General features: G+C 64.5%; 21 protein-coding genes and 1 pseudogene. 8 read left to right on the plus strand and 14 right to left on the minus strand.

The window, feature by feature from the left end; translation table 11 throughout:
- Positions 1-120: 120 nt before the first annotated feature.
- The 4 genes from GOPIP_RS10590 to GOPIP_RS10605 all read right to left on the minus strand — a co-directional run bounded on the left by GOPIP_RS10590 (position 121) and on the right by GOPIP_RS10605 (position 4,054).
- On the minus strand, positions 121-306 hold the full coding sequence (locus GOPIP_RS10590; RefSeq protein WP_006369632.1) for a helix-turn-helix domain-containing protein: 186 nt from the start codon (positions 304-306) through the stop codon (positions 121-123).
- Positions 307-1,116: 810 nt separating this feature from the next.
- Complete coding sequence (locus tag GOPIP_RS28270) at positions 1,117-2,088, minus strand: AAA family ATPase (RefSeq protein ID WP_006369634.1); 972 nt, start codon at positions 2,086-2,088, stop codon at positions 1,117-1,119.
- A 291-nt stretch (positions 2,089-2,379) separates the two neighbouring features.
- The gene (locus tag GOPIP_RS10600; protein WP_006369636.1) at positions 2,380-2,556 is read right to left on the minus strand and encodes a helix-turn-helix domain-containing protein; all 177 of its coding nucleotides are present in this window, start codon (positions 2,554-2,556) and stop codon (positions 2,380-2,382) included.
- Positions 2,557-2,941: 385 nt separating this feature from the next.
- A complete protein-coding gene (locus GOPIP_RS10605) occupies positions 2,942-4,054 on the minus strand; it encodes a tyrosine-type recombinase/integrase (protein ID WP_006369637.1) in 1,113 nt (370 codons plus the stop codon).
- Between the two features lie 625 nt (positions 4,055-4,679).
- Between GOPIP_RS10605 and GOPIP_RS29075 the strand changes: the two genes are divergently transcribed.
- Together GOPIP_RS29075 and GOPIP_RS10610 are read left to right on the plus strand one after the other, a co-directional pair.
- Positions 4,680-4,820, plus strand: coding sequence for a hypothetical protein (locus GOPIP_RS29075; RefSeq protein ID WP_020170994.1), 141 nt, complete (start codon positions 4,680-4,682; stop codon positions 4,818-4,820).
- A gap of 1,154 nt (positions 4,821-5,974) precedes the next feature.
- Positions 5,975-6,412: a PaaI family thioesterase gene (locus tag GOPIP_RS10610; protein ID WP_035727711.1), complete on the plus strand. Its 438-nt coding sequence runs from the start codon at positions 5,975-5,977 to the stop codon at positions 6,410-6,412.
- Positions 6,413-6,419: 7 nt separating this feature from the next.
- On the opposite strand, the gene GOPIP_RS10615 is transcribed toward GOPIP_RS10610, so the two are convergent.
- Positions 6,420-7,082, minus strand: a complete 663-nt coding sequence (locus GOPIP_RS10615; RefSeq protein WP_006369640.1) for a TetR/AcrR family transcriptional regulator — start codon at positions 7,080-7,082, stop codon at positions 6,420-6,422.
- The gene (locus GOPIP_RS10620; protein ID WP_006369641.1) at positions 7,079-8,584 is read right to left on the minus strand and encodes a purine-cytosine permease family protein; all 1,506 of its coding nucleotides are present in this window, start codon (positions 8,582-8,584) and stop codon (positions 7,079-7,081) included. Before GOPIP_RS10620 ends, GOPIP_RS10615 begins: the two co-directional genes overlap by 4 nt.
- Positions 8,585-8,790: 206 nt before the next feature.
- Here GOPIP_RS10620 and GOPIP_RS10625 point away from each other — a divergent pair, with 206 nt between their 5' ends.
- Positions 8,791-9,822, plus strand: coding sequence for an agmatine deiminase family protein (locus tag GOPIP_RS10625; RefSeq protein WP_006369642.1), 1,032 nt, complete (start codon positions 8,791-8,793; stop codon positions 9,820-9,822).
- Positions 9,822-11,855, plus strand: a complete 2,034-nt coding sequence (locus GOPIP_RS10630) for an amidase (RefSeq protein ID WP_006369643.1) — start codon at positions 9,822-9,824, stop codon at positions 11,853-11,855. The genes GOPIP_RS10625 and GOPIP_RS10630 overlap by 1 nt, the downstream gene beginning before the upstream one ends.
- Before the next feature lie 15 nt (positions 11,856-11,870).
- Here GOPIP_RS10630 and GOPIP_RS10635 read toward each other — a convergent pair whose 3' ends face one another.
- From GOPIP_RS10635 to GOPIP_RS10645, 3 genes are all read right to left on the minus strand, one after another.
- Complete coding sequence (locus GOPIP_RS10635; RefSeq protein WP_006369644.1) at positions 11,871-12,089, minus strand: hypothetical protein; 219 nt, start codon at positions 12,087-12,089, stop codon at positions 11,871-11,873.
- Entirely contained in the window at positions 12,090-13,421 is a 1,332-nt protein-coding gene (locus tag GOPIP_RS10640) for an ammonium transporter (protein ID WP_006369645.1), read from the minus strand. It lies immediately after the preceding gene.
- A gap of 191 nt (positions 13,422-13,612) precedes the next feature.
- Entirely contained in the window at positions 13,613-13,957 is a 345-nt protein-coding gene (locus GOPIP_RS10645) for a hypothetical protein (protein WP_020170989.1), read from the minus strand.
- Between the two features lie 239 nt (positions 13,958-14,196).
- Here GOPIP_RS10645 and GOPIP_RS10650 point away from each other — a divergent pair, with 239 nt between their 5' ends.
- Positions 14,197-14,886: an MBL fold metallo-hydrolase gene (locus tag GOPIP_RS10650; RefSeq protein ID WP_240523948.1), complete on the plus strand. Its 690-nt coding sequence runs from the start codon at positions 14,197-14,199 to the stop codon at positions 14,884-14,886.
- On the opposite strand, the gene GOPIP_RS10655 is transcribed toward GOPIP_RS10650, so the two are convergent.
- The 3 genes and pseudogenes from GOPIP_RS10655 to GOPIP_RS10670 all read right to left on the minus strand — a co-directional run bounded on the left by GOPIP_RS10655 (position 14,863) and on the right by GOPIP_RS10670 (position 17,269).
- Complete coding sequence (locus tag GOPIP_RS10655; protein ID WP_006369648.1) at positions 14,863-15,780, minus strand: ferredoxin family protein; 918 nt, start codon at positions 15,778-15,780, stop codon at positions 14,863-14,865. The two genes, GOPIP_RS10650 and GOPIP_RS10655, sit on opposite strands and share 24 nt — an antisense overlap.
- Positions 15,777-17,011, minus strand: a pseudogene (locus GOPIP_RS10665) (cupin domain-containing protein). Before GOPIP_RS10665 ends, GOPIP_RS10655 begins: the two are co-directional and overlap by 4 nt.
- Positions 17,012-17,020: 9 nt before the next feature.
- The gene (locus tag GOPIP_RS10670) at positions 17,021-17,269 is read right to left on the minus strand and encodes a hypothetical protein (protein WP_006369651.1); all 249 of its coding nucleotides are present in this window, start codon (positions 17,267-17,269) and stop codon (positions 17,021-17,023) included.
- A 233-nt stretch (positions 17,270-17,502) separates the two neighbouring features.
- Here GOPIP_RS10670 and GOPIP_RS10675 point away from each other — a divergent pair, with 233 nt between their 5' ends.
- The 3 genes from GOPIP_RS10675 to GOPIP_RS10680 are packed head-to-tail and all read left to right on the plus strand — an operon-like array spanning position 17,503 to position 19,478.
- Positions 17,503-18,609, plus strand: coding sequence for an ATP-binding protein (locus GOPIP_RS10675; protein WP_006369652.1), 1,107 nt, complete (start codon positions 17,503-17,505; stop codon positions 18,607-18,609).
- Positions 18,588-18,809, plus strand: a complete 222-nt coding sequence (locus GOPIP_RS29440) for a hypothetical protein (protein WP_006369653.1) — start codon at positions 18,588-18,590, stop codon at positions 18,807-18,809. Before GOPIP_RS10675 ends, GOPIP_RS29440 begins: the two co-directional genes overlap by 22 nt.
- Before the next feature lie 36 nt (positions 18,810-18,845).
- The gene (locus tag GOPIP_RS10680; protein WP_006369654.1) at positions 18,846-19,478 is read left to right on the plus strand and encodes a DUF2461 domain-containing protein; all 633 of its coding nucleotides are present in this window, start codon (positions 18,846-18,848) and stop codon (positions 19,476-19,478) included.
- An 8-nt stretch (positions 19,479-19,486) separates the two neighbouring features.
- On the opposite strand, the gene GOPIP_RS10685 is transcribed toward GOPIP_RS10680, so the two are convergent.
- Together GOPIP_RS10685 and GOPIP_RS10690 are read right to left on the minus strand one after the other, a co-directional pair.
- Complete coding sequence (locus GOPIP_RS10685) at positions 19,487-20,965, minus strand: ArnT family glycosyltransferase (RefSeq protein ID WP_035727714.1); 1,479 nt, start codon at positions 20,963-20,965, stop codon at positions 19,487-19,489.
- Positions 20,966-21,022: 57 nt separating this feature from the next.
- Entirely contained in the window at positions 21,023-21,775 is a 753-nt protein-coding gene (locus GOPIP_RS10690) for an IclR family transcriptional regulator (RefSeq protein ID WP_006369656.1), read from the minus strand.
- Positions 21,776-21,849 lie beyond the last annotated feature (74 nt).

The raw sequence follows: 21,849 nt of genomic DNA on the forward strand, positions 1-21,849 counted from the left end.
TCGCAGGCAACGCCATACCGATTGCAGCGCGGGCAGGAGACTCCGAGCGGACTGGCGGGCAGTTCGTCTAGGTCACCGATACGAACGTTTGGTCTGCGATCAGGCAGTTTGATCTTGGAGTCAAGCCTGTCGACCACTGGTCGCCCGGTCGATCAGCTCATCGACGTAGCTTGTCGAGACCAGCCATGTTCCGGCGACTTTGACGCCTGGAATTGTGCCGGCACTGATGCCGTTTGTGAGTGCTCGTTTGCTTTTTCCGGTGATATCGGTAAGCCGATTGTGCACCGGTTCGTAGAGTTGAGTCATTGCGTCATGTCTTTCCCTATTTGTTGGTTCTAACGTTAAAGTATCAAATGGGTAGACAATGACATTTCTTGTTATGTCAAGCAGCATATAGTCGAGCGTCTTCGCGCATCTCGTCACGACCTTGGAGACTGTATTCTTGGAGACTCCGAGATTGCTTCGGCTATGTGGTGGTCTTTGTCGTCGGGGTGGTTGTTGATGTGGTTGCGGACTGCCTCGCGCTTCTCATCATTTGTCAAAGTGCCATCTGACACTTTGACACTCTCGCGTCGCCTCGCTGTTTCTTCCGCGATTCCGGACGCTTCTGCCGCCGATTTGCGGTTGACCCCATTTGCTCGCATCGTGTCAAACCATGCATTACGGACCTCACGAGTATTCACCCACGAAACTACCGAAACTCGCTTAGAACTGAAATGAGAGCCCTTTACGCAGTCAGTCAGCGGACCCCAGCACGACGAGCACGCTGGAACACACAGATCTGCACATGATGTCTAATTCGCTTCCGAGAGCCAACCACACGGCGCTTGCAAAAGAAGCACCACGCCTCCTGCTGAACGGTCATAGCCTGCTGACTCTCGGTCATGCCGACGATGCTAGACGTGGGTTCAGACGAACCCAGGCACCCTGACGGCGAGAACAAAGGAGGACCGTGGGCCGAGCATCACACGCGGCACTCGACCCACGATCAACCACTAGATCGACACAACGACTCCAAACCCGGCACGCGTGTTTCCCGAGACCCAGCACCCTAGCACCCTGAAACTCCGGGAAACGGGAAACACCGCAGGTCAAGGGCATGTTTGACCAGAAACGCTACGCTGCGTTTCCGTCATCGTTTCCCGCTCGCTGACGGTACGCCGCCATCGCCGCAGACGCCCGAGTGGTCTTACACTTCAAAATCCCCTGCGCCTCACGAACACTCTTCGGCGGATCAGCCACCGCCAACAACGCAGTCACATCAGACTCCAACTGCTTCCGGTCGGCATCCTCCTGAACAGCGACAGTCCGCGTCAACGCCGGAGTGATCGAGAACGCCTTAACCCCATCCTCGTCTTCGTCCAGCCGAAATGACCCGATCACAGCCTCCTTGCCGCTCACTGCCGGATAGTGGCGACGCAAACCCCCATGACGATCCTTGTGCAACTCCAACTTTGACGACCCACCGTTGCCCGGTGTGTATGCCCCTTCAGAGGTAACTCGAATGCTCGCACCACCCACCACACGCTTCTTCGCACTCGTGCCACCAGGACCGAACGACCGCGAATCGGCACCCTTCGCCAAGTGGTCAACGAGCAGCACCCCCACACCCACAGCCGTCAACGGCTTAATCACATCACGATGCACGTCCGTGAAATCGTCGGCACTGTTGGAGTTCGCTTTGAACAACGGCATGATCTCCCCCAGACTGTCCAACGTCACTACGTCAGGATGCCAGTGCGCGAGGTCTTGGATTACCGTTCTGAGGTCCAGATCATCGAATGGTTCGGCAAGGCGGAAACGCTCACGGTCATTGAGCACATCGGCTGGCGCACCCATCTCCAGCAGCCGGTTCAACGTTGATGCACTCCCGTTGTGGTCGAGGTCAACCACGGCGGCATTGCCGCCCTCGCGCAAAGTGTCGACAACAGCCGCAAGACACAGCCAAGTCTTGCCGGATTCACTGTCACCGAACACAAGGTTCAGTTCGCCGGAGTAGAACAGATGACTTCCCGGCTGTATCCGCATAATGTCTGGTTCGGGTGCCTGCACACCTTGAGCTAGACGCTCTGCAACATTCACATACATAACTCACTCACTTCTGTTTCCCGGTTTCTGCACACCTAGGGGTTGCAGGTACGGGAAACGCTCTGACCTGCAACTATCCTGGACCGAGCACGGGTGTTTCCGGATGCTCGGGAAACGCAACTCAGGTGTCGGCGCGGGCCTGACGCACAATCTGCCGCACGCTTACCTTCAATTCGAACGGCTCGTCTGACTCGATCTCGACCGTGCACGTTCCTGCTTCACGAACACACGTCAAACGCTTCGGGCCGCGCGAAGAGGTGATGCGAATGGGCTCCTGGTCGGTAGCCATGTTCACGCGGTCACCGCGTCGCCGGCCATCGCCACCAACTCACAACGCCGAATCCGAATCGTCCGCTCCCCCAAACGATCAGCACGCAACCGACCCGACCGATACCAACGGCGAATCGTCTTCTCCGAGACCTTCGCCTCCTGCGCCGCCTCGCAGACGGTCAACCAGTCAATGTTCAATTTGATTCTCCTGCAAAGATTTTGGGCAGAGTTCACCCCTGCCAACATGGATTGAATGAACGGGTGTCCAGGGCCGGGGCATCTCCACCGAGTTGGGTTTCGTGGGGCCATCCGTGCACCTCTGAACTACATGAGGGGACACTACACCTAGTGTCTGACATTTCCGAGCACCCCAAGATGTTGTGAATCAGAAGCCTTCATCTGCGCAGGTCAGAACGCATGTTCGATGGGCTGATCGGCGTGTCACCACCCGCTCGTTCGTCCATCTCAGGATGGGTGCGTGCGGGTTTATGCAGTTCAGCGTCATGAACGAAGTAGAACGACATCTCCCCGAGGTCGCATCTGGCCAACCAGAACACTTTGCAGGACCTTGCCGTAGATGTCGTCACCCGAGCGCGTTACGCACCGCGTCCCACTGCGACTCTGCAGCCGACGCGTACCTCTGGGTCACCAAGACCGACGAGTGACCGATCAGCTTCGACACCGTATCCAGCGGAACACCAGATTGAACCAGCCGCGACGCGTACGTATGGCGCAAGTCGTGTGGGCGCACATTGCCCACTCGACGCCGATCCTTCCCCGAGCCCACGAACGCCGCTTTCCCGGCAGCCGTTAGACCGTGAGCGAACGACGTCCCATTCGGGGGCGTGCCCTTGTCGGTCCGCAACACCAGGCCGTACAAAGGGCTCCTGCCGTTCTTGTACTCAACGGACGGCGGCTCACCTAGCCCCTCCATGCCTAGGCGCTCTTCAAGAATCTCAGTCAGCCGCTGGCCTATCGGAACGGTCCTTACCTTCCCGCTCTTCGGAGCTTTCATGTAGCGCTCGCGACGCTCCCACGCCCAACGAACTGTCACTGTCCTGCGCGTCAAATCCACGTCATCCCAGTGAATGCCGCACACCTCACCCCAGCGGCAACCCGTGCCCAACAGAAGCTCAAACGTGAACAAGTATGAGTCCGCCAGGACCGCCCTGATTGCCTCGACCTCGACGTCCGACAGCCACCGTTCAGGACTCGGCGGGATCGCCGGATACTCCAACGCTGTGCAGGGGTTCGCATCCAATAGGCCATCACGCATCGCAGCCTTCAGCGACGCGGACAGCACCCCAACCGTCTTGCGGACAGTCGACGCCGATAAGCCGCTACCACCGTCTTCCTTCTGCTTGGACAGGTCACGCACCCACTCCTGGACTGAAGGTCGGTCTATGTCGCCAAGCATGACGTCATCCCACCGTGGTGCGATATGGGTGTCGATGCGGTGGTTGTCACGGGTCAGTGTCGACGCTTCAACGGTTCGCGTGGGCGTCCATCGCTCCCGCCACTCGCCCCACGTCATCGTCTCCTTGGGTTTCCGTGCACGGGCCGCGTCCTCGGCTGCCTGAGCCTTCCCGAGTGCCACTCGTTCCTTGTCGAATATGCCGGCGGATCGACGCTTCCCATACTCGTCTCGGTAGCGTCCTCGGTATCTGCCCGATGGGAGCGGTTCCACCCATGCCATGCGGATGATCGTAGCGTGGGGCAAGACTGATTTGGTAGTGGGGCAACGTGGGTCAAATCGCTGTCCTAGACTGTCCCCTGAGGGGTTCTCACGGAACCAGGTACATGGACGAAATCGCCTCCACCAGCGGTAATATCAGCGATTGACCAGCGCATACATCGTATGGTATTGATTTTACAGGATCGGTTTCAAAACCCGTCCAGTGTGAGTTCGAGTCTCACCGAGGGCACCAAAACCCCTGTTCAGCAGGGGTCTTTCGCTTTATATGACTGCCACGCAGCGAATTGTGCGGCAGAAGTGAGGCAGACGGGCAGTGAGACCGACGGCGATAACTGCCCGTCGACCCCGCGAATACCCCTCAGATGCCTGTACGAACGTATCTACTAACCACCCGGGTCACAGATGTTTTCTACTTTGGCCCCGATTCGCCATACTGACCCTTCGCCCGCGAGTACCAGGGCTCCTCGTCTGGCCCCGCACTCAGGAGTTAGGCCACCAAGCCTCCACCGATCGATCTCAACCGCATCCCTGAATACCCCGCCCCCGATCGCAATACTCGCCGCAGCCGATCGACTGGACACGCACCTGGATCGGCCTACACCTCTCGGTCACCGTTACCAGCGCTATGAACTTCCCATCCGACGCCCAGGAAGGCCCCGCCGTCTTCTTGGACGGCATCCGAGCGACCATCGAGATCAACAGTCTCACCGACCTCGACAGCCTGATCGGCGCACTGGTCGACGCGCACGGTCTACCAGTCACTTAGCCCTGAGTTCTTGGCTCCCCAAGTCCCTCGTCCGCCAACTCTGTTGCTGCACAATCACTCTCAGCAACCGGCTTGGCGGCGTAGTCCTTTGGGTGGCGCCCAACGGTCCGCGTCCGATTCCCGGCAAGTACGCCAAGCCCCACCCAACCGAACCGAGGTGGGCCGTGGCAAATTGCACGCCGCAACGGGATTCGCAAAGGTCAACAGGCTCGCGCGTCTGTCCGACGCGCCATGGTCACCGAGAGCCAGCGTCTCCGCGTCGAGCGCTCCGGCAGGGCTGCACCCGCAGCGACCAGAAAAAAGCCAACAGCGACCATCGCCAGTTCGCTAAATTGAACTTGTGACAGGTAGGCACCGGCTGCAACCAAACAGCGGGACGTACGAATGGATGCGTCGACACCCCGAGGTCGGCGTCATCGTCGGCGGCATCTCACCAGTGGCCACGACCGTCGCCATCGCCTGGATCTGTTCGATGATCACGTAGCTACAAGGTCGACTCACTGGGCGTGGGTATGTCGAGCACGTCGCGCCATGCACACCTGGACGTGATGCCTTACGGCCTTACGGCCACCAGTAAGAGATTTCCGGCAGCTGATGCACCTGACCCACTGCATGACCATGACGGCGACACTAGAGGTCGGCACCGACAGGCAAATGCCCCCGGCTCACAATTACCATGGCGGGATCGAAGACCTGAGCCGAGAGTCACCAGAACGCTCCGGTTCCATCCAGCACCGTCCCATCGTCCCAACCACCGGAGGCGCAGCGAACGCAGGTGGCCTGCGAGGTCGGGCAGACCGAGCCACCTACACACGCTCGATCACCACCGGCAACTCACACTCGCCAATGATCAACTGCCAGGTCGGAGAGGACATGCTCGCAGTCCCAAGGGCTGATGCTGGCGGCAGCCTGACATCCGAAACGCTCAAGCGACTAACACCGCACGCATTCTCGTAGTTTCCGAGGATGCGCTCGTTGAACCGACCTGGGCGAACATGGCCTGCTGGCTCTCGACCACCATTGAGTCGCCTGAATGGAGTCTCGTGAAGTGGTATGTGACCTGCCCGGCGGCCGCGAACCTCCCGCGCCGAGGGTGAGACCTATAGCGCCCTGCATCCGCGCAACGCGAACCCGAATCTGTGAGACTCGCAACCGTGAGTACGAATCGCACAGGACCATTCTGGGACGTCATCAACGGGTTTGCACCGCCGGCTCCGGCGGCCGCCCTGCTCGGCTGGACGCTGCGCGCGATCGATCCCGAAGCGGGCACCATCGAAGTCGGGTTCTCGGTGGACGAACGTTTCACCAACCCCGTCGGCCACGTTCAGGGTGGATTCCTGGCCGCCATGCTCGATGACACTCTCGGACCTGCTCTTGTCGCCACGCTCGGGCCAGATCAGTGGGCACCGACAGCCTCATTGCACGTCCAATTCCTCGCACCTGCACAACCGGGCCTGTTCGTCGGTCACGGCCGCATCGTTCGCAAGGGCAACACCATCGCGTTCCTCGCCGGCGAACTGTTCACTCCGAGCGGAACGATCGTGGCCACGGCCAACGCCACGACAACGATCCGCTCGGCACGAGCACGGTAGTGCAGACCTACTCGGTTGTCTCCGAAGACATTCCGCTCTGGGTTCGTAGCGTGCCGTGAGCGAGACCGAGCTCGTTCTCCAGGGCGCGGCATACGAGGCGTCCGCGGTCGGGTGTGCCGGCGTAGTGCACCAGGGCGTGCGCGTTGACACCGTCGACCATGCCGAGGAACTGCCATGCCACATCCGCCGGCTCATCGGTGGTGAACTCCCCCGACGCGACGCCCTCCTCGATCACCCCGACCACGAGCGCCTGCCAGGTGTCCATCACGGCGCGCACCGCGGCGGCGAGTGAGTCGTTGGTACGGCCCAGGCTGAAGGCGTCGGCCCACACCGTGGTCACGTCGTCGCGCGAGGGTTCCAGCAGTGTCGCGACGAGTCGACGGAGCTTGTCGGTGGCGGACGGCGCCTCGGCAAGTAGTTCGGCGATCTCGTCGACCTCGGCGGTGGTCACGGTGGTGAAGGTGGCGGCGACGAGCTCGTCCATACTCGGCTCGTAGTGGGCCACGAGCGCCGGGGCGACACCGATCCGGGCGGCCACCGACCGCAGGGTCAGCACGGGGAGTCCGTCACTGCGGGCGAGTTCACATGCAGCCGACCGGATCTCCTCCGCGCGCTCCTCGGGCGACTTGCGCGCGGCGCGCGGTCGGACCGCACTCGACGATCTGCTCATGCGGGCTCCGGTCCGGCCGGAGTCGCCAAGGCGGGAGCGTCGAGAACCTCCATACGCTGTCGCGACATCATCACCAGTCCAAGGTAGATGATGGCCGCCACCACGCCCGACCCGATCGCGCTGGGGTCGATGCCCCCGAAGATGCCGGCGAGGGGCCCCGAATACAGATCCGTCTGCACGCTCAGCAGTCCGAAGGCCGAACCTCCGACCCACGCCGCGACGGCTGCCGGATTCCAGCCCCGGACGAACCAGTACCGTCCACCACGGCGTCCGTGAGCGAATGCCTGCAGGTCAAACGGATCGTAGGTGCGGGTGCGCAGCGCGCCGACGACCATGACGACAGCCCATGGTGTGGCCACCGCATTGACCACCACCGTTGCCGCGGTGATCGCATCGACGGCGTCGAGGACGAAGACACCGACGTAGAGCAGGGCGACCGCCACTGCGGCCGCGAGCGCCGTCGTGTGGACCCGCTTGAGCCGGGGGAAGAAGGTCTCCAGGTCGAGTCCCGTCGCGTAGATGCACATCACGCCCTGACCGAAACCACCCGCAATCGACACGATCAGGATGGGGATCAGGAACCAGAACGGCGACGACGACACCAGGTCGGCCATGAACTCCCCCGAGTTCACCGTCATCGCCGATCCCGCGAAGGCGCCCAGGATCGCGGGCAGCAGGGTGCCGAACATCAAGCCGGCGAACAACGCCCACCGGATCGACGAATCACTGTGGCGTTTGATCGAGATACGCCTGGTGTAGTCGCCGATGATCGGCGCGTAGGAGATCGGCCCGGCGGTGGCGAGCACCGTCGAGAGCACCATCGTCGACCAATAGCCGCCGACCGCGAAATGTCCGGTGGCGCTGTGCACGTCGAAGGTCGGCGCGAACGCCACGAAGCCGAGCACGAAGACCGCCCCGGCCACGGGTACGAGGAACTTCTGCATGGCCACGATGGTGGCGTGGCCGAACAGTGCGACGGCCACGATCACGACCGAGACCACCGCGTACCCCACCCCCAGCATGACGGGGTTCTGCGGCAGACCCACCAGGCGATGCGCTGCTGCCACGAGAGCGTCGCCGCTGGTCCATACGGTGATGGCGGCGAAGACGATGGCGATCACCAGCGAGAGCGCCGATCCGATGAGCCGGCCCCGGATGCCGAAGAAGGCCCCGCTGGAAACGGTCATGTTGGTTCCGGTCCGCGGCGAGACGCCGGCCAGCGGCAGCACGACGACGGTCCCGATGAGCGTGCCGACGACGGTCGAGATCACAGCTCCCCAGAAGTCGAGTCCGAGTTGGATCGAGACCCAGCCGAACACGGCGATCGTCCAGCCCAGATTGCCGCCGGCGAAGACGGCGAACACGTTGCGGGGGTTGGAGTCTCGCTGGCTCTCCGGCAGGTAGTCGACACCGGACTCCTCGATCCGTCCGACCCGGTCGGTCGGGTCCGCGATCACCTCGGCGCCGTCGGGTTGGTCGGGCTCGGATGGTGCAGGCGTCATGGCGGTACTCCTCGGCTAATTCGAAACCGCGACCCGATCGGGTCGGGGTGTGACAGCGATCATGTAGCGTGTTGATCACACAGTCAATAGCTATTGATCGGTCCGTCAATATTTCTCGGAAACCCTTGACTCGCGCGTCGACAACCGCCTACTCTCGACAGTTATTGACCACTAGATCAATATCGGACCAGCAAGGGGAACATCAAGTGTCGTGGACCATGCCCGCCGAGACCGCTCGGCACGACCGTGTGTGGATGGCCTTCCCGAGGGCCAACACCACCCTCGCCGAGAGCGCCGCCGACGCCGAAACCGCTTATGCCGCTTGGAGTACGGTGGCCAACACGGTCTCCGAGTTCGAACCGGTGACGGTGGTCGTCGACCCGACCGAAACCTCCCGCGCACGCACGATGCTCACTGCAGCCGTCGACATCATCGAGGCCGAACTCGACGACGCCTGGATGCGTGACATCGGCCCGACCTTCGTCACCGACGGTGCGGGACACCTCGCCGCCGTGGACTGGACCTTCAACGGCTGGGGCGCCCAGGAGTGGGCCGAATGGGACAACGACCGCCGCATCGGCCGCGTCGTCGCCGAAGCCGCGGGCGTGCCGGTCATCAGCTCGATGCTCGTCCAGGAAGGCGGCGCGATCCACGTCGACGGCGAGGGCACCGTCCTGGTCACCGAGACCGTGCAGCTCGATCCCGGCCGAAACCCGTACGCGACCAAAGAGACCGTCGAGGCCGAACTCGCCCGCACGATCGGCGCGCATAACGTGATCTGGCTGCCACGCGGTCTGACCCGCGATTACGAGCGCTTCGGCACCCGCGGACATGTCGACATGGTCGCGACCATCCCCTCCCCCGGCACGCTGCTCCTGCACCAGCAGCCCAACCCCGAACACCCCGACCACGTCGTGATGCGCGAGCTCCGGGACTTCCTCGCCGGGACCACCGATGCAGCGGGGCGCCAATGGGACATCGTTGACCTGCCCGCCCCCGACGCGATTCGCGACGAGACCGGATTCGTCGATTACAGCTACATCAACCATCTCGTCGTCAATGACGGGGTGATCGCCTGCGGCTACGGCGAACCCGCCGCCGACGAGCGCGCCGCCGAGATCCTCGCCTCCGTGTATCCCGGACGACGAGTCGTGACCATCGACGCGCGGGAGATCCTGGCGCGTGGCGGCGGAATCCACTGCATCACTCAGCAGCAGCCGTCCGTCGGGGATGTGTGATGACCAGCCGTCTGGAGAGCACTCCGCGCACACAGACTCCGCCGTTGGTGGAGTCGTCGATCGCCGAGCTGAGCCGGGCACTCGCGCAGGGCCGGGTGACCGCCGTCGAGCTCGTCGCCGCCTACCTCAACCGCATCGCGTATTACGATCGCCACGGCACCGCACTCAACGCGGTCCCGGTGCTCAATCCGGACATGTTCGCCGAGGCTCGAGCCTCCGACGAACGACGTTCTCGCGGTGAGACACTCGGCCCGTTCGACGGGATTCCCTATACCGCCAAGGACAGCTACCGGGTTGCGGGATTGTCGGTGGCGGCGGGTTCTCCGGCGTTCGAGAACCTGATCGCGGGCGACGACGCCTTCACCATCGAGCGACTGCGCGCGGCCGGAGCGATCTGTGTGGGCCTGACCAACATGCCGCCGATGGCCAACGGAGGCATGCAGCGCGGCGTCTACGGCCGGGCCGAAAGTCCCTACAACGGTGACTATCTCGCGGCGGCGTACCTGTCGGGGTCGTCGAACGGATCGGGCGTGTCGACCGCGGCGAGCATGGCCGCCTTCGGCCTCGGCGAGGAAACCTGGTCGAGCGGACGGTCGCCGGCGTCCAACAACGCGCTGGCCGCCTACACCCCCTCCCGGGGTGTCATCTCGGTTCGCGGTAACTGGCCGCTGACACCGACCATGGACGTGGTGGTGCCGCACACCCGCACGATGGACGACATGCTGGCGCTGCTCGACGTGCTGGTCGACGACGATCCGCAGACCCGCGGCGACTTCTGGCGGACCCAGCCGTGGGTCAACCTGCCCGCCGCATCCCAGGTTCGGCCTGCTTCCTACCTCGACCTGCGCGACGGGGACGCGTTGCGCGGCAAACGTTTCGGTGTACCACGCATCATTCTCGGGCAGGACGATCAGGCCGGGTGGCCGATCACGCCGCGGCCGTCGGTGCTGCAGCTGTGGGAGCGAGCCCGCGCCGATCTCGAGGCCGCCGGTGCCACGGTGGTCGACGTCGACTTCCCGGCGCTGACCAATTACGAACTCGACCGTCCCGGCGCACAGGACGGCTACGCGCGGGGCATCCTGCCTGCCGGCTTCTTCGACGCCGAGATGTGGGATCTCACCACCTGGGCGTGGGATGACTTCTTGCAGGCCACCGGCGATCCGGCTCTGCACCGCCTGGAAGATGTCAAGGGCGAGCTGATCTTCCCGCTACCCGACGGCGCGATCCCCGACCCGCTCGACGGCTACTACGCACGCTACAACCTCGACATCAGCGAGTACCCCCACCGCGCAGCGCAAGGCATCACACCGCTGACCGAGATCCCCGACCTCGCCGACGGCGTGCGGGGCCTGGAAGAACTGCGCCGCATCGACTTCGAGGACTGGCTCGACGAGCTGGGGCTCGATGCCCTGGTGTTCCCGTCGGCTCTCGACGTCGGGGCCGCCGATGCCGACACCGACCCGCAGGCCCACGATCACGCCATGGCCAACGGGGTGTGGGTGTCGACGGGCAACACCATGATCAGGCACTACGGCATTCCGACGGTCAACGTCACCATGGGGACGATGAGCGATATCGGCATGCCGGTGAACCTGACGTTCGCCGGCCGCGCCTACACCGACAACGCGCTGCTCGCCTACGGGTGGGCCTTCGAGCACCGGACCAGTCGGCGTACGGCGCCACCGCGAACCCCCGAGCTGCCCGCACTCACCCGGCCGGGAACCCTCGCCGCCGGTGCCGCCCCCGAACTCACGATGACCGCGACAGCTCGCGGCGATGGCGACGTCACCGTCATCGAGGTCACCGGCAGCACCGATGCCCCGATGGTGCAGGTGTTCGTCGACGGCTCGGCGGTCGAGGTCGACCGCGACGACCATTCATTCACGGCGACAACACAAGTGCCGACCGCCGAACTACGCCGCACCCACTCGTCGTGGCGTGACCCCTACGGCGCGCTGGTCCTGGTGGTCGCGACGGCCGAGCACGGGGCAACCTCTGCCGACTACCGAATCGTCGACGAACCGGCCGGCTGACGACGGGCCTCAGGGTCAGTAGGCCGGCGGTTCTCCCTCGGCCGCCGGCCCCTTCTCCACGGGCGTGTTCTCGATGATCGACTTGTACGCGTGATTCTCGTGACGCACCATGCGGACGAAGAAGGCGACGAACAGGAGCACCGCGAGCACGAAGACGATCCACACCCCGACGGAGAACCCGCCGAAGGTGAACACCACAGAGGCTCCGTCGTAGGACTCGATGGGACTGAACATTTACTTGACCTCCTCGGTGGCGACGAGCAACTCGTCGGTGGTGCGCATGACGGTGACCGGAATGCCCTCGGGATACGGCGTGGCGGGAACCTCGGTGAGGTCGAGTCCCTGCTCCTCCACCTCGGGTGGAATGCGCAGCATCCCCACCTTCTTCAGGGCAAGGGACACGAGGTAGGCGGGGATGAATCCGAGCGCGACGAAGGTCAGCGCGCCCACGACCTGTCCCCAGAACGAGATCGACGGGTTGCCGTCGGTGTTGGGGTAGCCGGCCAGGAACACCCCGGCCATGAGCACCGAATACAATCCGATACCGCCGTGGACCGAGACCGCACCGACGACGTCGTCGATCTTGAACTTCTCCAACAGTTTTCCGATGAACGGGATCAACGCTCCTGCACCCAGGGCGATGATGAACGCCAGTGCCGGGTGATAGAGATCCATGCCCGACGCGACGCCGATCACCCCGGCCAGCCCGCCGGAGATCGTCCAGAACGGCTCGCCGCGCGAGGTCAGATAGGCGCCGATGATGCCACCGGCCAGACCCATCAACGTGTTGAAGGCGAACGCGGACAACGTGGTCGGGCTTCCGTAGATCGTCGCGTAACCGCCGGGCCCGTAGATGACACAGCCCATCAGGAAGCCGAAGAAGCCGGTGAAGATCAACATCAGGCCGAGCATTGTCAGCGGCAGATTGTGGGGTCGGATGGTGACCGCCGACCCGTCGGCGCGAAACCTGCCGATGCGTGGACCGAGGTTGAGAAGTATTCCGAGAGTGGCGAATCCGGCGATCATGTGCACACAACCGGCAGCTCCGACGTCATGGAACCCCAATTTCGTCAACATCCAGCCGGCGCCGTGCCAACCCCACGCCGCGCCGATGATCCACACCACCGAGCCGACGAGCACGGTGAGAACGAGGAATGCGCTGGTGCGGATTCGCTCCAGCACCGCTCCGGACATGATGGAGCCGGTCGTCGCGGCGAACAGGGCGAACGCACCCCAGAAGATGCCGCTGGCCGAGTCCTCGACGTTGGGTCCCATGTTGTCGCTCCACGGAAGCGCGGCCTTGGCGGCATCGCTGAACTCGATGAAACCGCTGGGCATCGCGTTGTAGAGGAACCACCCGACGAAGTAGAACGAGGCCACGATGGTGGCGAAGGCGAGCAGGTTTTTCATGGCGGTGGCCAATACGTTCTTCGACCGCGAGGCGCCCACCTCGTACGCCAGGAACCCGGCGTGGATCAACATCATCAATGCGATGGAGACCCAGTAGAAGAACTCGTTGTTGACCGACGCCATCGTGGTGATGGCGTCGGTGACCTCGGTGGACAAATCGAACCTCCCGGCACGCGAACTGTTTCTTCTCACTGAACAAGGCGTACCGACGGTGTACGCAGTGGTGAGATTAGGCCGGTGATGGGTCGACGATGTCACCAAAGGTAAACGGATCGTAAAGTACGCTTTCCCGACATAGAAGTCACGACCATCGGCCGGGACCGGCGCTCGGTGCTCTGTGCGGACCGTCAGCCCCTTCGCTTGCGCCGCCGCCGATATGCTTGCACGAGCGGGCGACCCACCGCCGTCAGGTAGAAGGCACCGAAGCCCACCCCGATCGCGATCAGGAATCCGCCGAATACCCGATTCGATCTGGCCTCGTGACTCCGGTCGGACACATTGGAGGCGTGCGGCGGAAGCGGATCGCCCTTGTCGATGAGTTCCTCACCTTCCCGACCGAAGTGCACACACTCCTCGGTGGTGGTCATCGGTTCTCCTGCGCATGTCGTCGCAGCGGTGACCATGCTGATCCCCCCGGCGATCAGACACCCCGTCACGACCACCGGGATCAGTAGGCCGAACAGGATCGTCACCGGTCCTCGACGGCCTCGGGTCCGACCTGCGCGACCGGGTCGGACACGCCGTCCGTCGCCCGTGTCGCCCATCGTCTGATCCTCTCACAACCGACGGTGCCCGACGTCAGTCGGACATACTGCCGGCGATGACGAAAAAGCGTTCACCCTAACCCTTTTCGAGGTATTTGTCCGTATCGCGTCCCTGCCCTGTACGGCCGGACCCGGACTCGACAACCTCCTCCACGACAGTAGTGTCGATGGCAGTCCCACCAGCTTTCCGATCATCGGAGGTCGTCATGCTTCTCACCAAGCACACCCACGCCACCATCACCGTGACCGATCACGGCTCGACGCTCCTCGTCGATCCCGGCACCTTCACGCCGAATGCCGCGGAACTGTTGGCCGACGCCGACGCCGTCGTGATCACCCACGAGCACTTCGACCATTTCGATGTCGAGAAGATCCTTGCGGCCCTGCGTGATCACCCCGAGCTGCAGTTGTACGGCCCGGCCTCGATCGCCGAGCCCCTCTCGGAGGTCGCCGACCAGGTACATGCGATCTCGACCGATCAGACCCTCGACATCGCCGGATTCACGGTCGAGGCATTCGTCACCGATCATGCAGTGATCCATCCCGAGATCCCCGTGGTCGACAACATCGGTTTCCTGATCGACGGCACCGTCTTCCATCCCGGTGACGCCTACCTGAACCCCGGACGACCGATCACCACCCTGCTCCTACCGGTCAGTGGACCGTGGATCTCCACCGAGCAGGCCATCGACTATGTGCGGGCGGTGAAACCGCAGCGCAGCATCGCCATTCATGACCTGATGCTCAGCGATGCCGGCAAGTCGACGACCGGCATGTTCTTGGGTGAGAACTCGCTGACCGCAACACCACTGGAGACGATGGAGCTCGGCGAGTCACGCGAACTCGCCGGCATCTGAGCTCTCCGACGACAGCCCGGCGATCGACACCAGCACGAACTGGCGCACCCGACCCGCCACGCGCGCAGAACAATTGGAGTACAGCGGATCGGTGAGGTGTTCGGTGAGCACGACCTCGATCGGTCCGTGGGGACCTGTCAGGGCCACGATGATGCGGTGGTCCTCGTGCCGGACATCGAGCGGCTCGAGCGCATCGATCCGATCCTCGCCGGTCTGCTCACGCACGAAATGCTGGGCCGCCTGTACCGCGTGCGGCAGTGATGTACGGCCACGAAGCAACGAGTCGACCAGTCGTCCTTCCGTATAGTGCCGGATCAGCATCGCGGGATCGGTTGCCGAATCGACCCGCCCGTAACAGAGTCCGTGCGGAAGCACGAGCATCGTCGCGGCAAAGCGATCACCGCCCAGATGCGAACACTCCCATGTCCATTCGGGATAGGCCTCGGCGATCGCGGCGGTGGCGGCACGACCGCGCACCGCACAGCACTGATCGTGTTTGCCGTGGGCGCAGACCGCGACGACGGGATCGCGGGAGACCTCACCGGCCGACCCGTTGAGCGCAAGGTCCACATAGTCGGCCGGACCCGATACCTCGCCACGACGCACCGATTCGTGTCCGGGGCGGGCGTCGACGACGAACCACCGCCATCGAGGTGTCGGTGGTCGTCGGCCCGGTCTGCGGATCGCGACGATCCGCATTCCCGCCGACTCGACGCGGCGCACGATGACGCGTCCCAGGTCGGGGTCGAGGACCGACGGCGAGGTGAGGAATGCCGACGGCCCCCACGGACCGGAGAGTTCGAGCAGCAGCCATGAGGAGCCCGCCGACGCGGTACCGTACATCGGATCGTCACGAGCGAGGGACTGATCACTGCACGGGCGGCGATCGGTCATGACTCTTGTTCTGTCTCAGTACTTCTGGGCGCCGGTACGACGACCGCCTCGCGCAGCAGCCGACGCAGCAGGACCTCCCCGTCGGCGGCGTCGAGTCCCGGTAGCCGGTCGCCGCGCACCGCTGTCCCGCGACGCACCTCGACGAGAGCGTCCGCGCAGAATCCGGGAAAGCTCATTGTCCGATCCGGGAGGCGGAGCTCGACGCGGCCGGCGACCTCGACCACCACTGCGGCAGCCCCTGTCGCCACTGCACCGTTCCCACCGATGCCGGGTTCGACAACGCCTCCACCGTCGCGAGGGGACGTACCGACGCCGGCCGGGTGCGATCGGCGTGCCGGTGGGCGAGTATCTCGGCGGCCCCCGCTTCGATCTCCGTGGAGCGGTCCCGCACCGCCTCGAGGGCTGCGGCCAGTGTCTTGCCGACCAGCGCCGCGGTCGCGTCCGGATCGGTGAGATCGATTCCCATGGGCAATGATTCGCGTAGTTCACGAATATCGGTGAGCTGTTCGACCACTGCTCCGAGGACGTCGAGCGCGGTGAGTGCGGCGGTGCCGATGGTGAGATGGATCGACGTGGTGCCCAACGCTCGGGCCGAATGTACCCAACCCCTGGGGAGATAGAGCGCATCGCCGCTGCGCAGGACGGTGTCGATGACGGGCGGGTCGTCGGTCCGCCGCTCGATGTCCTCGCGATGGTCGGTCCATGGTTGCGAGTCCACCGGATCGAGGTGCACCGGTGCGTGCACGGTCCAATGTTTCTCGCCGGAGATCTGGAGAACGAACACATCGTGGACGTCGTAGTGGGGATCGAATCCCCGATTGCTGGGCGGGGTCACATAGGCGTTGGCCTGCACCGGATGACCGAGATCGTCGACGAGGCCACGGACGAGGTCGATGACCGGGGGCCACAGCCGGTGTAGTCCCTGTAGGACGATCGTGGCTCCGTCGGCGAACTGCGCCAACACCTTTGCCGAGTCCACCTGGTCGGGCATCTCGGCCCCGAAACCCGCCGGACCCACATATCTCTCGCGGGCGAGCAGCGTGCCCTCCTTGGCCATGCGGATGAAGGGCGTGCGCACGCCGCGTTCGGCGAGGAGTTCGTCGACGACAGCGGGTGAGAGGAGGTCGACGAAGTCGCGCGGTAGATTCACCGCGCGACTCAGCAACGGCGATCGACCCCAATGCTCGCGAGCGAAGACATCGGGGTCGATCGCGATGCAGCGTTCCAACATCGCTGTCGCTCAGGCAGTTCCGTCGGCTCCGCCGTCGTGGCCACCGGGGTTGGAGCCACCGTCGGCCGGACCTTCACCGTCTGCGGTGCCGTCGGCTCCGCCATCGTGGCCATCCGGGTTGGAGCCACCGTCGGCCGGACCTTCACCGTCTGCGGTGCCGTCGGCTCCGCCGTCGTGGCCACCGGGGTTGGAGCCGCCGTCGGCCGGTCCCTCACCGCCGGGGCCGGAGGTGGTGATGTCGTCGTCATCGAGTGCCATCGGTGATCCTTCCTCGAACGGGGCGTGCCCGTACGGCACCGCCCTCACCTCCACTATGAGCACATCTTTGGACCCATGGGGCCGTCCCACCGAAATCGTCGACGGTCCGGCTCCTCGTCACGACGCCGTCCACCAGCACGAATGCCGCTCTCCGGGCACCTCGGAATTCGTTGGTCCAACCCGCGGGTAACCCCTAGGCTGTGGCGATTCGTCGACACAGCGGAAGGCAGAACATGAGTTCCACGATCAGCGATGACCCGACACCGTCACCACCGCACACCCGGGATTTCCATCCGGGAGACATCGACGGGATCGTCGATCTCTGGGAGCGGACCGTCACGCGCCCCGCCGACGCCGTCTATTCGCTGTCGGAGGTGCTCGCGTCCTGCCGTGAGGATCATGCTCTGGTGGCTGTCGACGACAACGAGACCGTCGTCGGCGCGATCGTCGGCCGGGCCGCGCATGCTCAGGGGTGGATCGTGTTCTTCGGCGTGACACCGAGCCGTCACGATTCGACGGTGGCGAGCGCGCTGGTGAATCATCTGGCTCGCAAGATGGGACCGTTGGGGCTCGACCGCCTCTCGGCGATCGTGTCCAGCGACGAGGCCCGTTTCGACGACTATGTGCGCGAGGGCTTCTCCGCACGGGAGAACCTGCGCTATCTGGAGCGGATGGTCACCGTCAGTGCGCATGAACTGGCCGTGCTCCGTGAGCTGGGCGGCCACACTCTCCCACCGGATCTGTGGACTGCGGTGGGTGGCATGCACCGCGAGAAAGAACTCCTCGAACTGCGGCTCATCACCCCGCTCGACCGGCCCGATCTCGCCGTGCGGTTCGGCGTCGTGCCACCGCGGGCGGTGATCCTGTTCGGACCACCGGGAACCGGCAAGACCACCTTTGCCAAGGCGGTCGCCGCGCGACTCGGCTGGTCGTTTGTTGAGGTCTTCCCCTCTCGGCTGGCGGTGGACGGAGGTGGACTCGCATCGGGGTTACGGGACACCTTCGGTCGTATCGTGGAGATCAACCGGGTGGTCGTGTTCATCGACGAAGTCGAGGAGATCGCGTCCCGACGCACCGGCGAACCGGCCCACGCCGGACAGGGCGTGACCAACGAACTGCTCAAACTCATTCCCGAATTCCGTTCCAGCCCTGGCCGATTGCTGATCTGTGCCACGAATTTCATCCGTGCACTCGACACGGCGTTCCTGCGGCACGGACGATTCGACTACGTCATCCCGATCGGTCTTCCCGATCGGGAGGCCAGGGCGGCCATCTGGAACAGGTATCTGCCGCCCGCGGCGTCGACGTGGAACGCCTCGTGGCAGCCAGCGACGGTCTGACGCCTGCCGATATCGAGTACGCTGCCCGGCGCGCAGCACAGGACGCACTCGAACGGGCCCTGCGCGACGACGCACCGGACAAGTCCGACGGTCCGTCCACCGCGGATTACCTCAACGCCCTCTCGGCGACGCGAGCGACCGTCGCCTCCGACGTGGTGGCGGATTTTCTCGACGACATCGACCAGCTCGCTCGGCTGTGACGACCGCAACCACGGTCGGCATCCTAAGCTGACGTCATGGGCTTCACCGGTTTTCCCGAGGCTGCGTTGGACTTCTACGACGATCTCGAGATCGACAACACGAAGGCATTCTGGACGGCGCACAAGGCCACGTACTCCTCGGCCGTGGCCGAACCGATGGCTGCGCTGACCGCAGACCTCGCCGAGGAATTCGGTGAGGCCAAACTGTTCCGGCCGTATCGGGATGTGCGGTTCGCCAAGGACAAATCTCCCTACAAGACCCATCAGGGCGCATACGTCGCGGTCGCGCCGGCCACCGGGTATTACGTGCAGATCGGTGCGCCCGGGGTCCGGGTCGGCGGGGGTATCTACGACACCTCGGCCGACCGGCTCACCGCCATCCGCGCCGCGATCGTCAACGAACGCAGCGGAACCGAGCTGGAGCGGATCGTCGGCGAGTTGTCCGACGCGGGTTGGGAAGTCGGCGGCGACAAGCTCAAGACCGCGCCGCGGGGATTCGACCGGGATCATCCGCGGATCGATCTGCTGCGACACAAGACGATCACGGTCATGCGGGACTACGGGTTCGATCCGGTCATCCATACCGCCGATCTCGTCGACCGCGTTCGGGTCGACTGGCGGACCACCACGCCATTGATCGAATGGATTCTGCGACACGGCAATGCATGAGGAGACCCTCAGGTGTGCCGGAAGCGCGGCCACACCTGCGACCACGGCTCGTGCGGCGGGTCGCATCGCCAGATGCCGACGCCGTCCTCGTCGTTGTCGAGGTGCTCGTGGTTCCGGAAACGTACTGCGAGTGAACATGATCCGACGAGGTCCCGGAGTCCGGTGTCACCGAGGTGATCGATCAGCAGGACCGGCCCGGTTCGCGCGTCGGGCGGCGGGCCCCAGTCGTAGTAGCTCATGTGTCCCGAATACACCGGCAGCCCGGAATCGAAGCGGTCGATCGCCCCGGCCTCGCCGTAGTTGGCGGTCACCACCACGGCGCGCTCACGCTGATCGGCCGGGATCGCCGACCACACGCTGTCGACCGCTGCGGCGAACTCCGGCCACGCCACCTGTTCGCCTTGTTCCTTGTTGACCGGGTTGACGATTCCCACCAGGCCGACCGGTAGCACCGGCAGCGCGATCACGGCGTTGGAGACGACGGTGACGATCGACCCGGCGACGAGCAGCCGTCGTCGGGTGGGCGTACGTGCCCACTCCACCACCGGTTGCGCACCGGCCGCCATGAGCACGAGCAGAAGGCCTGCGGTGTAGTAGAACTTGCCGCCGGCCACGATCACGACGACGGCCGCCAGCAGGTAGGCCGGAGCGAACAGCCTGGCATATCGGATCCGCGAATCGCGCCAGAGCGCGCACCACCCCGCCACGCAGAGGGGCACGATCAACGGGCCGAGCAGCACCAGTTGCATCGGCACGAACAGCACCCGATCGGTGAACCCGTCATCGCCGGCGATCGAGGACGCGACCCGTCCCTGCGGAAAGTCATGTACCACTTGCCATCCGATGGTCGGCAGGGCCACGAGAACGGCGAGTACCGCGCCAACGGGCAGCCACCACGAACGCAGCACGACGCGCGGCCCGACGACGGGCAACGTCACCGTGATGGCACCGAGCAGAATCCCGACCGTGAGTTTGTTGTCCACCGCCAACCCACTCACCAACCCGATCGGCACCCACCAGCGTGGTTCCGCGCACCGCAGCATCCGGACGACCAGCAGTGAGATCACCAACCAGGCCAGCACGTCGGTGGTGGGAGTCGACAACATGTGCCCACCCTGCAGAACCATCGCGCTGACGGCGGCCGCGAAGGCGGCCAGCACCTGCGCCGGCGGGCCGGCCCGCAATTCCCGCGCGAGCAACGCCACGATGAGCACGGTCGACCCCGCGAGAAGTGCCGGGAGGACGCGCAGCCCCGTCGGCGAGTCCCCGAACACCGCGATTCCCACGCGTGCGAGCATCGGCGTCATGAACGGCTGGTCGACATACCCCCACGCCGGATGTTGACCGGCAACCCGGAAGTACAGCTCGTCGCGGTGATACCCGTAACGGCCCGACAGGGCGAGCAGAACGACGACGAGCAGCACGGCGATGCCGGCGACCGATACCGTAGCCGGTCGCTGCCGCACCTCTGCCGTCGTCGAGGTCACCCTGTCATGATGGCCCACAGACACGTGCCGGGTGCCGTTCCCGCGTGAGCACGGCGATCACAGTTGCCGCCCGATACCACTCGCGGCGACCTGCAGCGCCGCGAGCAGCCGATTGCGGTCCCGTTTGAGCGTGGGTACCACGACCCCGATGGCCGCGACCACCGACGTCGGATCGCTGACCGGTATCACCGGCACGGCCAGCGAGCAGGCTCCGGGCGACATCTCCTCGCTGGTGGTGGCGTATCGGCGTGCCCGGATGTCCTCGAGTTGACGTGCGAGGACATCCGGCGAGGTGATGGTGTGCGCGGTGATCCGCACCAGGTTCGACATCGATTCTGCGGCAACATCATCCGGTGCGTGCGCCAACAGCACCTTGCCGACGCCGGTGCAGTGCAACGGGAGCCGACTGCCGACGGTGCTGACGATCGGCACCGAGGCACGCCCGGCCATCCGCTCCACATAGAGCACCTGGGCTCCATCGCGAACCGCGAGGTGCACGGTCGCCAGCGTCGCCGCATAGACGTCGTGCAGGAACGGCTCCGCGACCTGCTTGAGTCGGCCCGTGACCGGTGCGCGCAGGCCTGCCTCCCACAGGAGTCGACCGACCACGAACCGGCCGTCGGGACGGCGGGCCAACGCGTCCCCGGCGACGAGTTCGGCCGCGAGTCGGTGCGTCGTCGCCACCGGCAGCCCCGAGCGCCGGGCGAGTTCGCTGAGCGTGAGCACTCGGTGGCGCTCGTCGAATGCCCCGATGATCGCCAGGACGCGCGAGGTGACGGTGGCCCCGGCGATCGAGGTGTTGCCGGCCATGAGCACTCCTTCTGACACACGCTTTCCGCTCAGCGGAAGCCTACTCTTTCCCGGTTCACACCGACCGACCTACT

Origin of the sequence: Gordonia polyisoprenivorans NBRC 16320 = JCM 10675, assembly GCF_000241325.1 — a bacterium.
GTDB classification, from domain to species: domain Bacteria; phylum Actinomycetota; class Actinomycetes; order Mycobacteriales; family Mycobacteriaceae; genus Gordonia; species Gordonia polyisoprenivorans.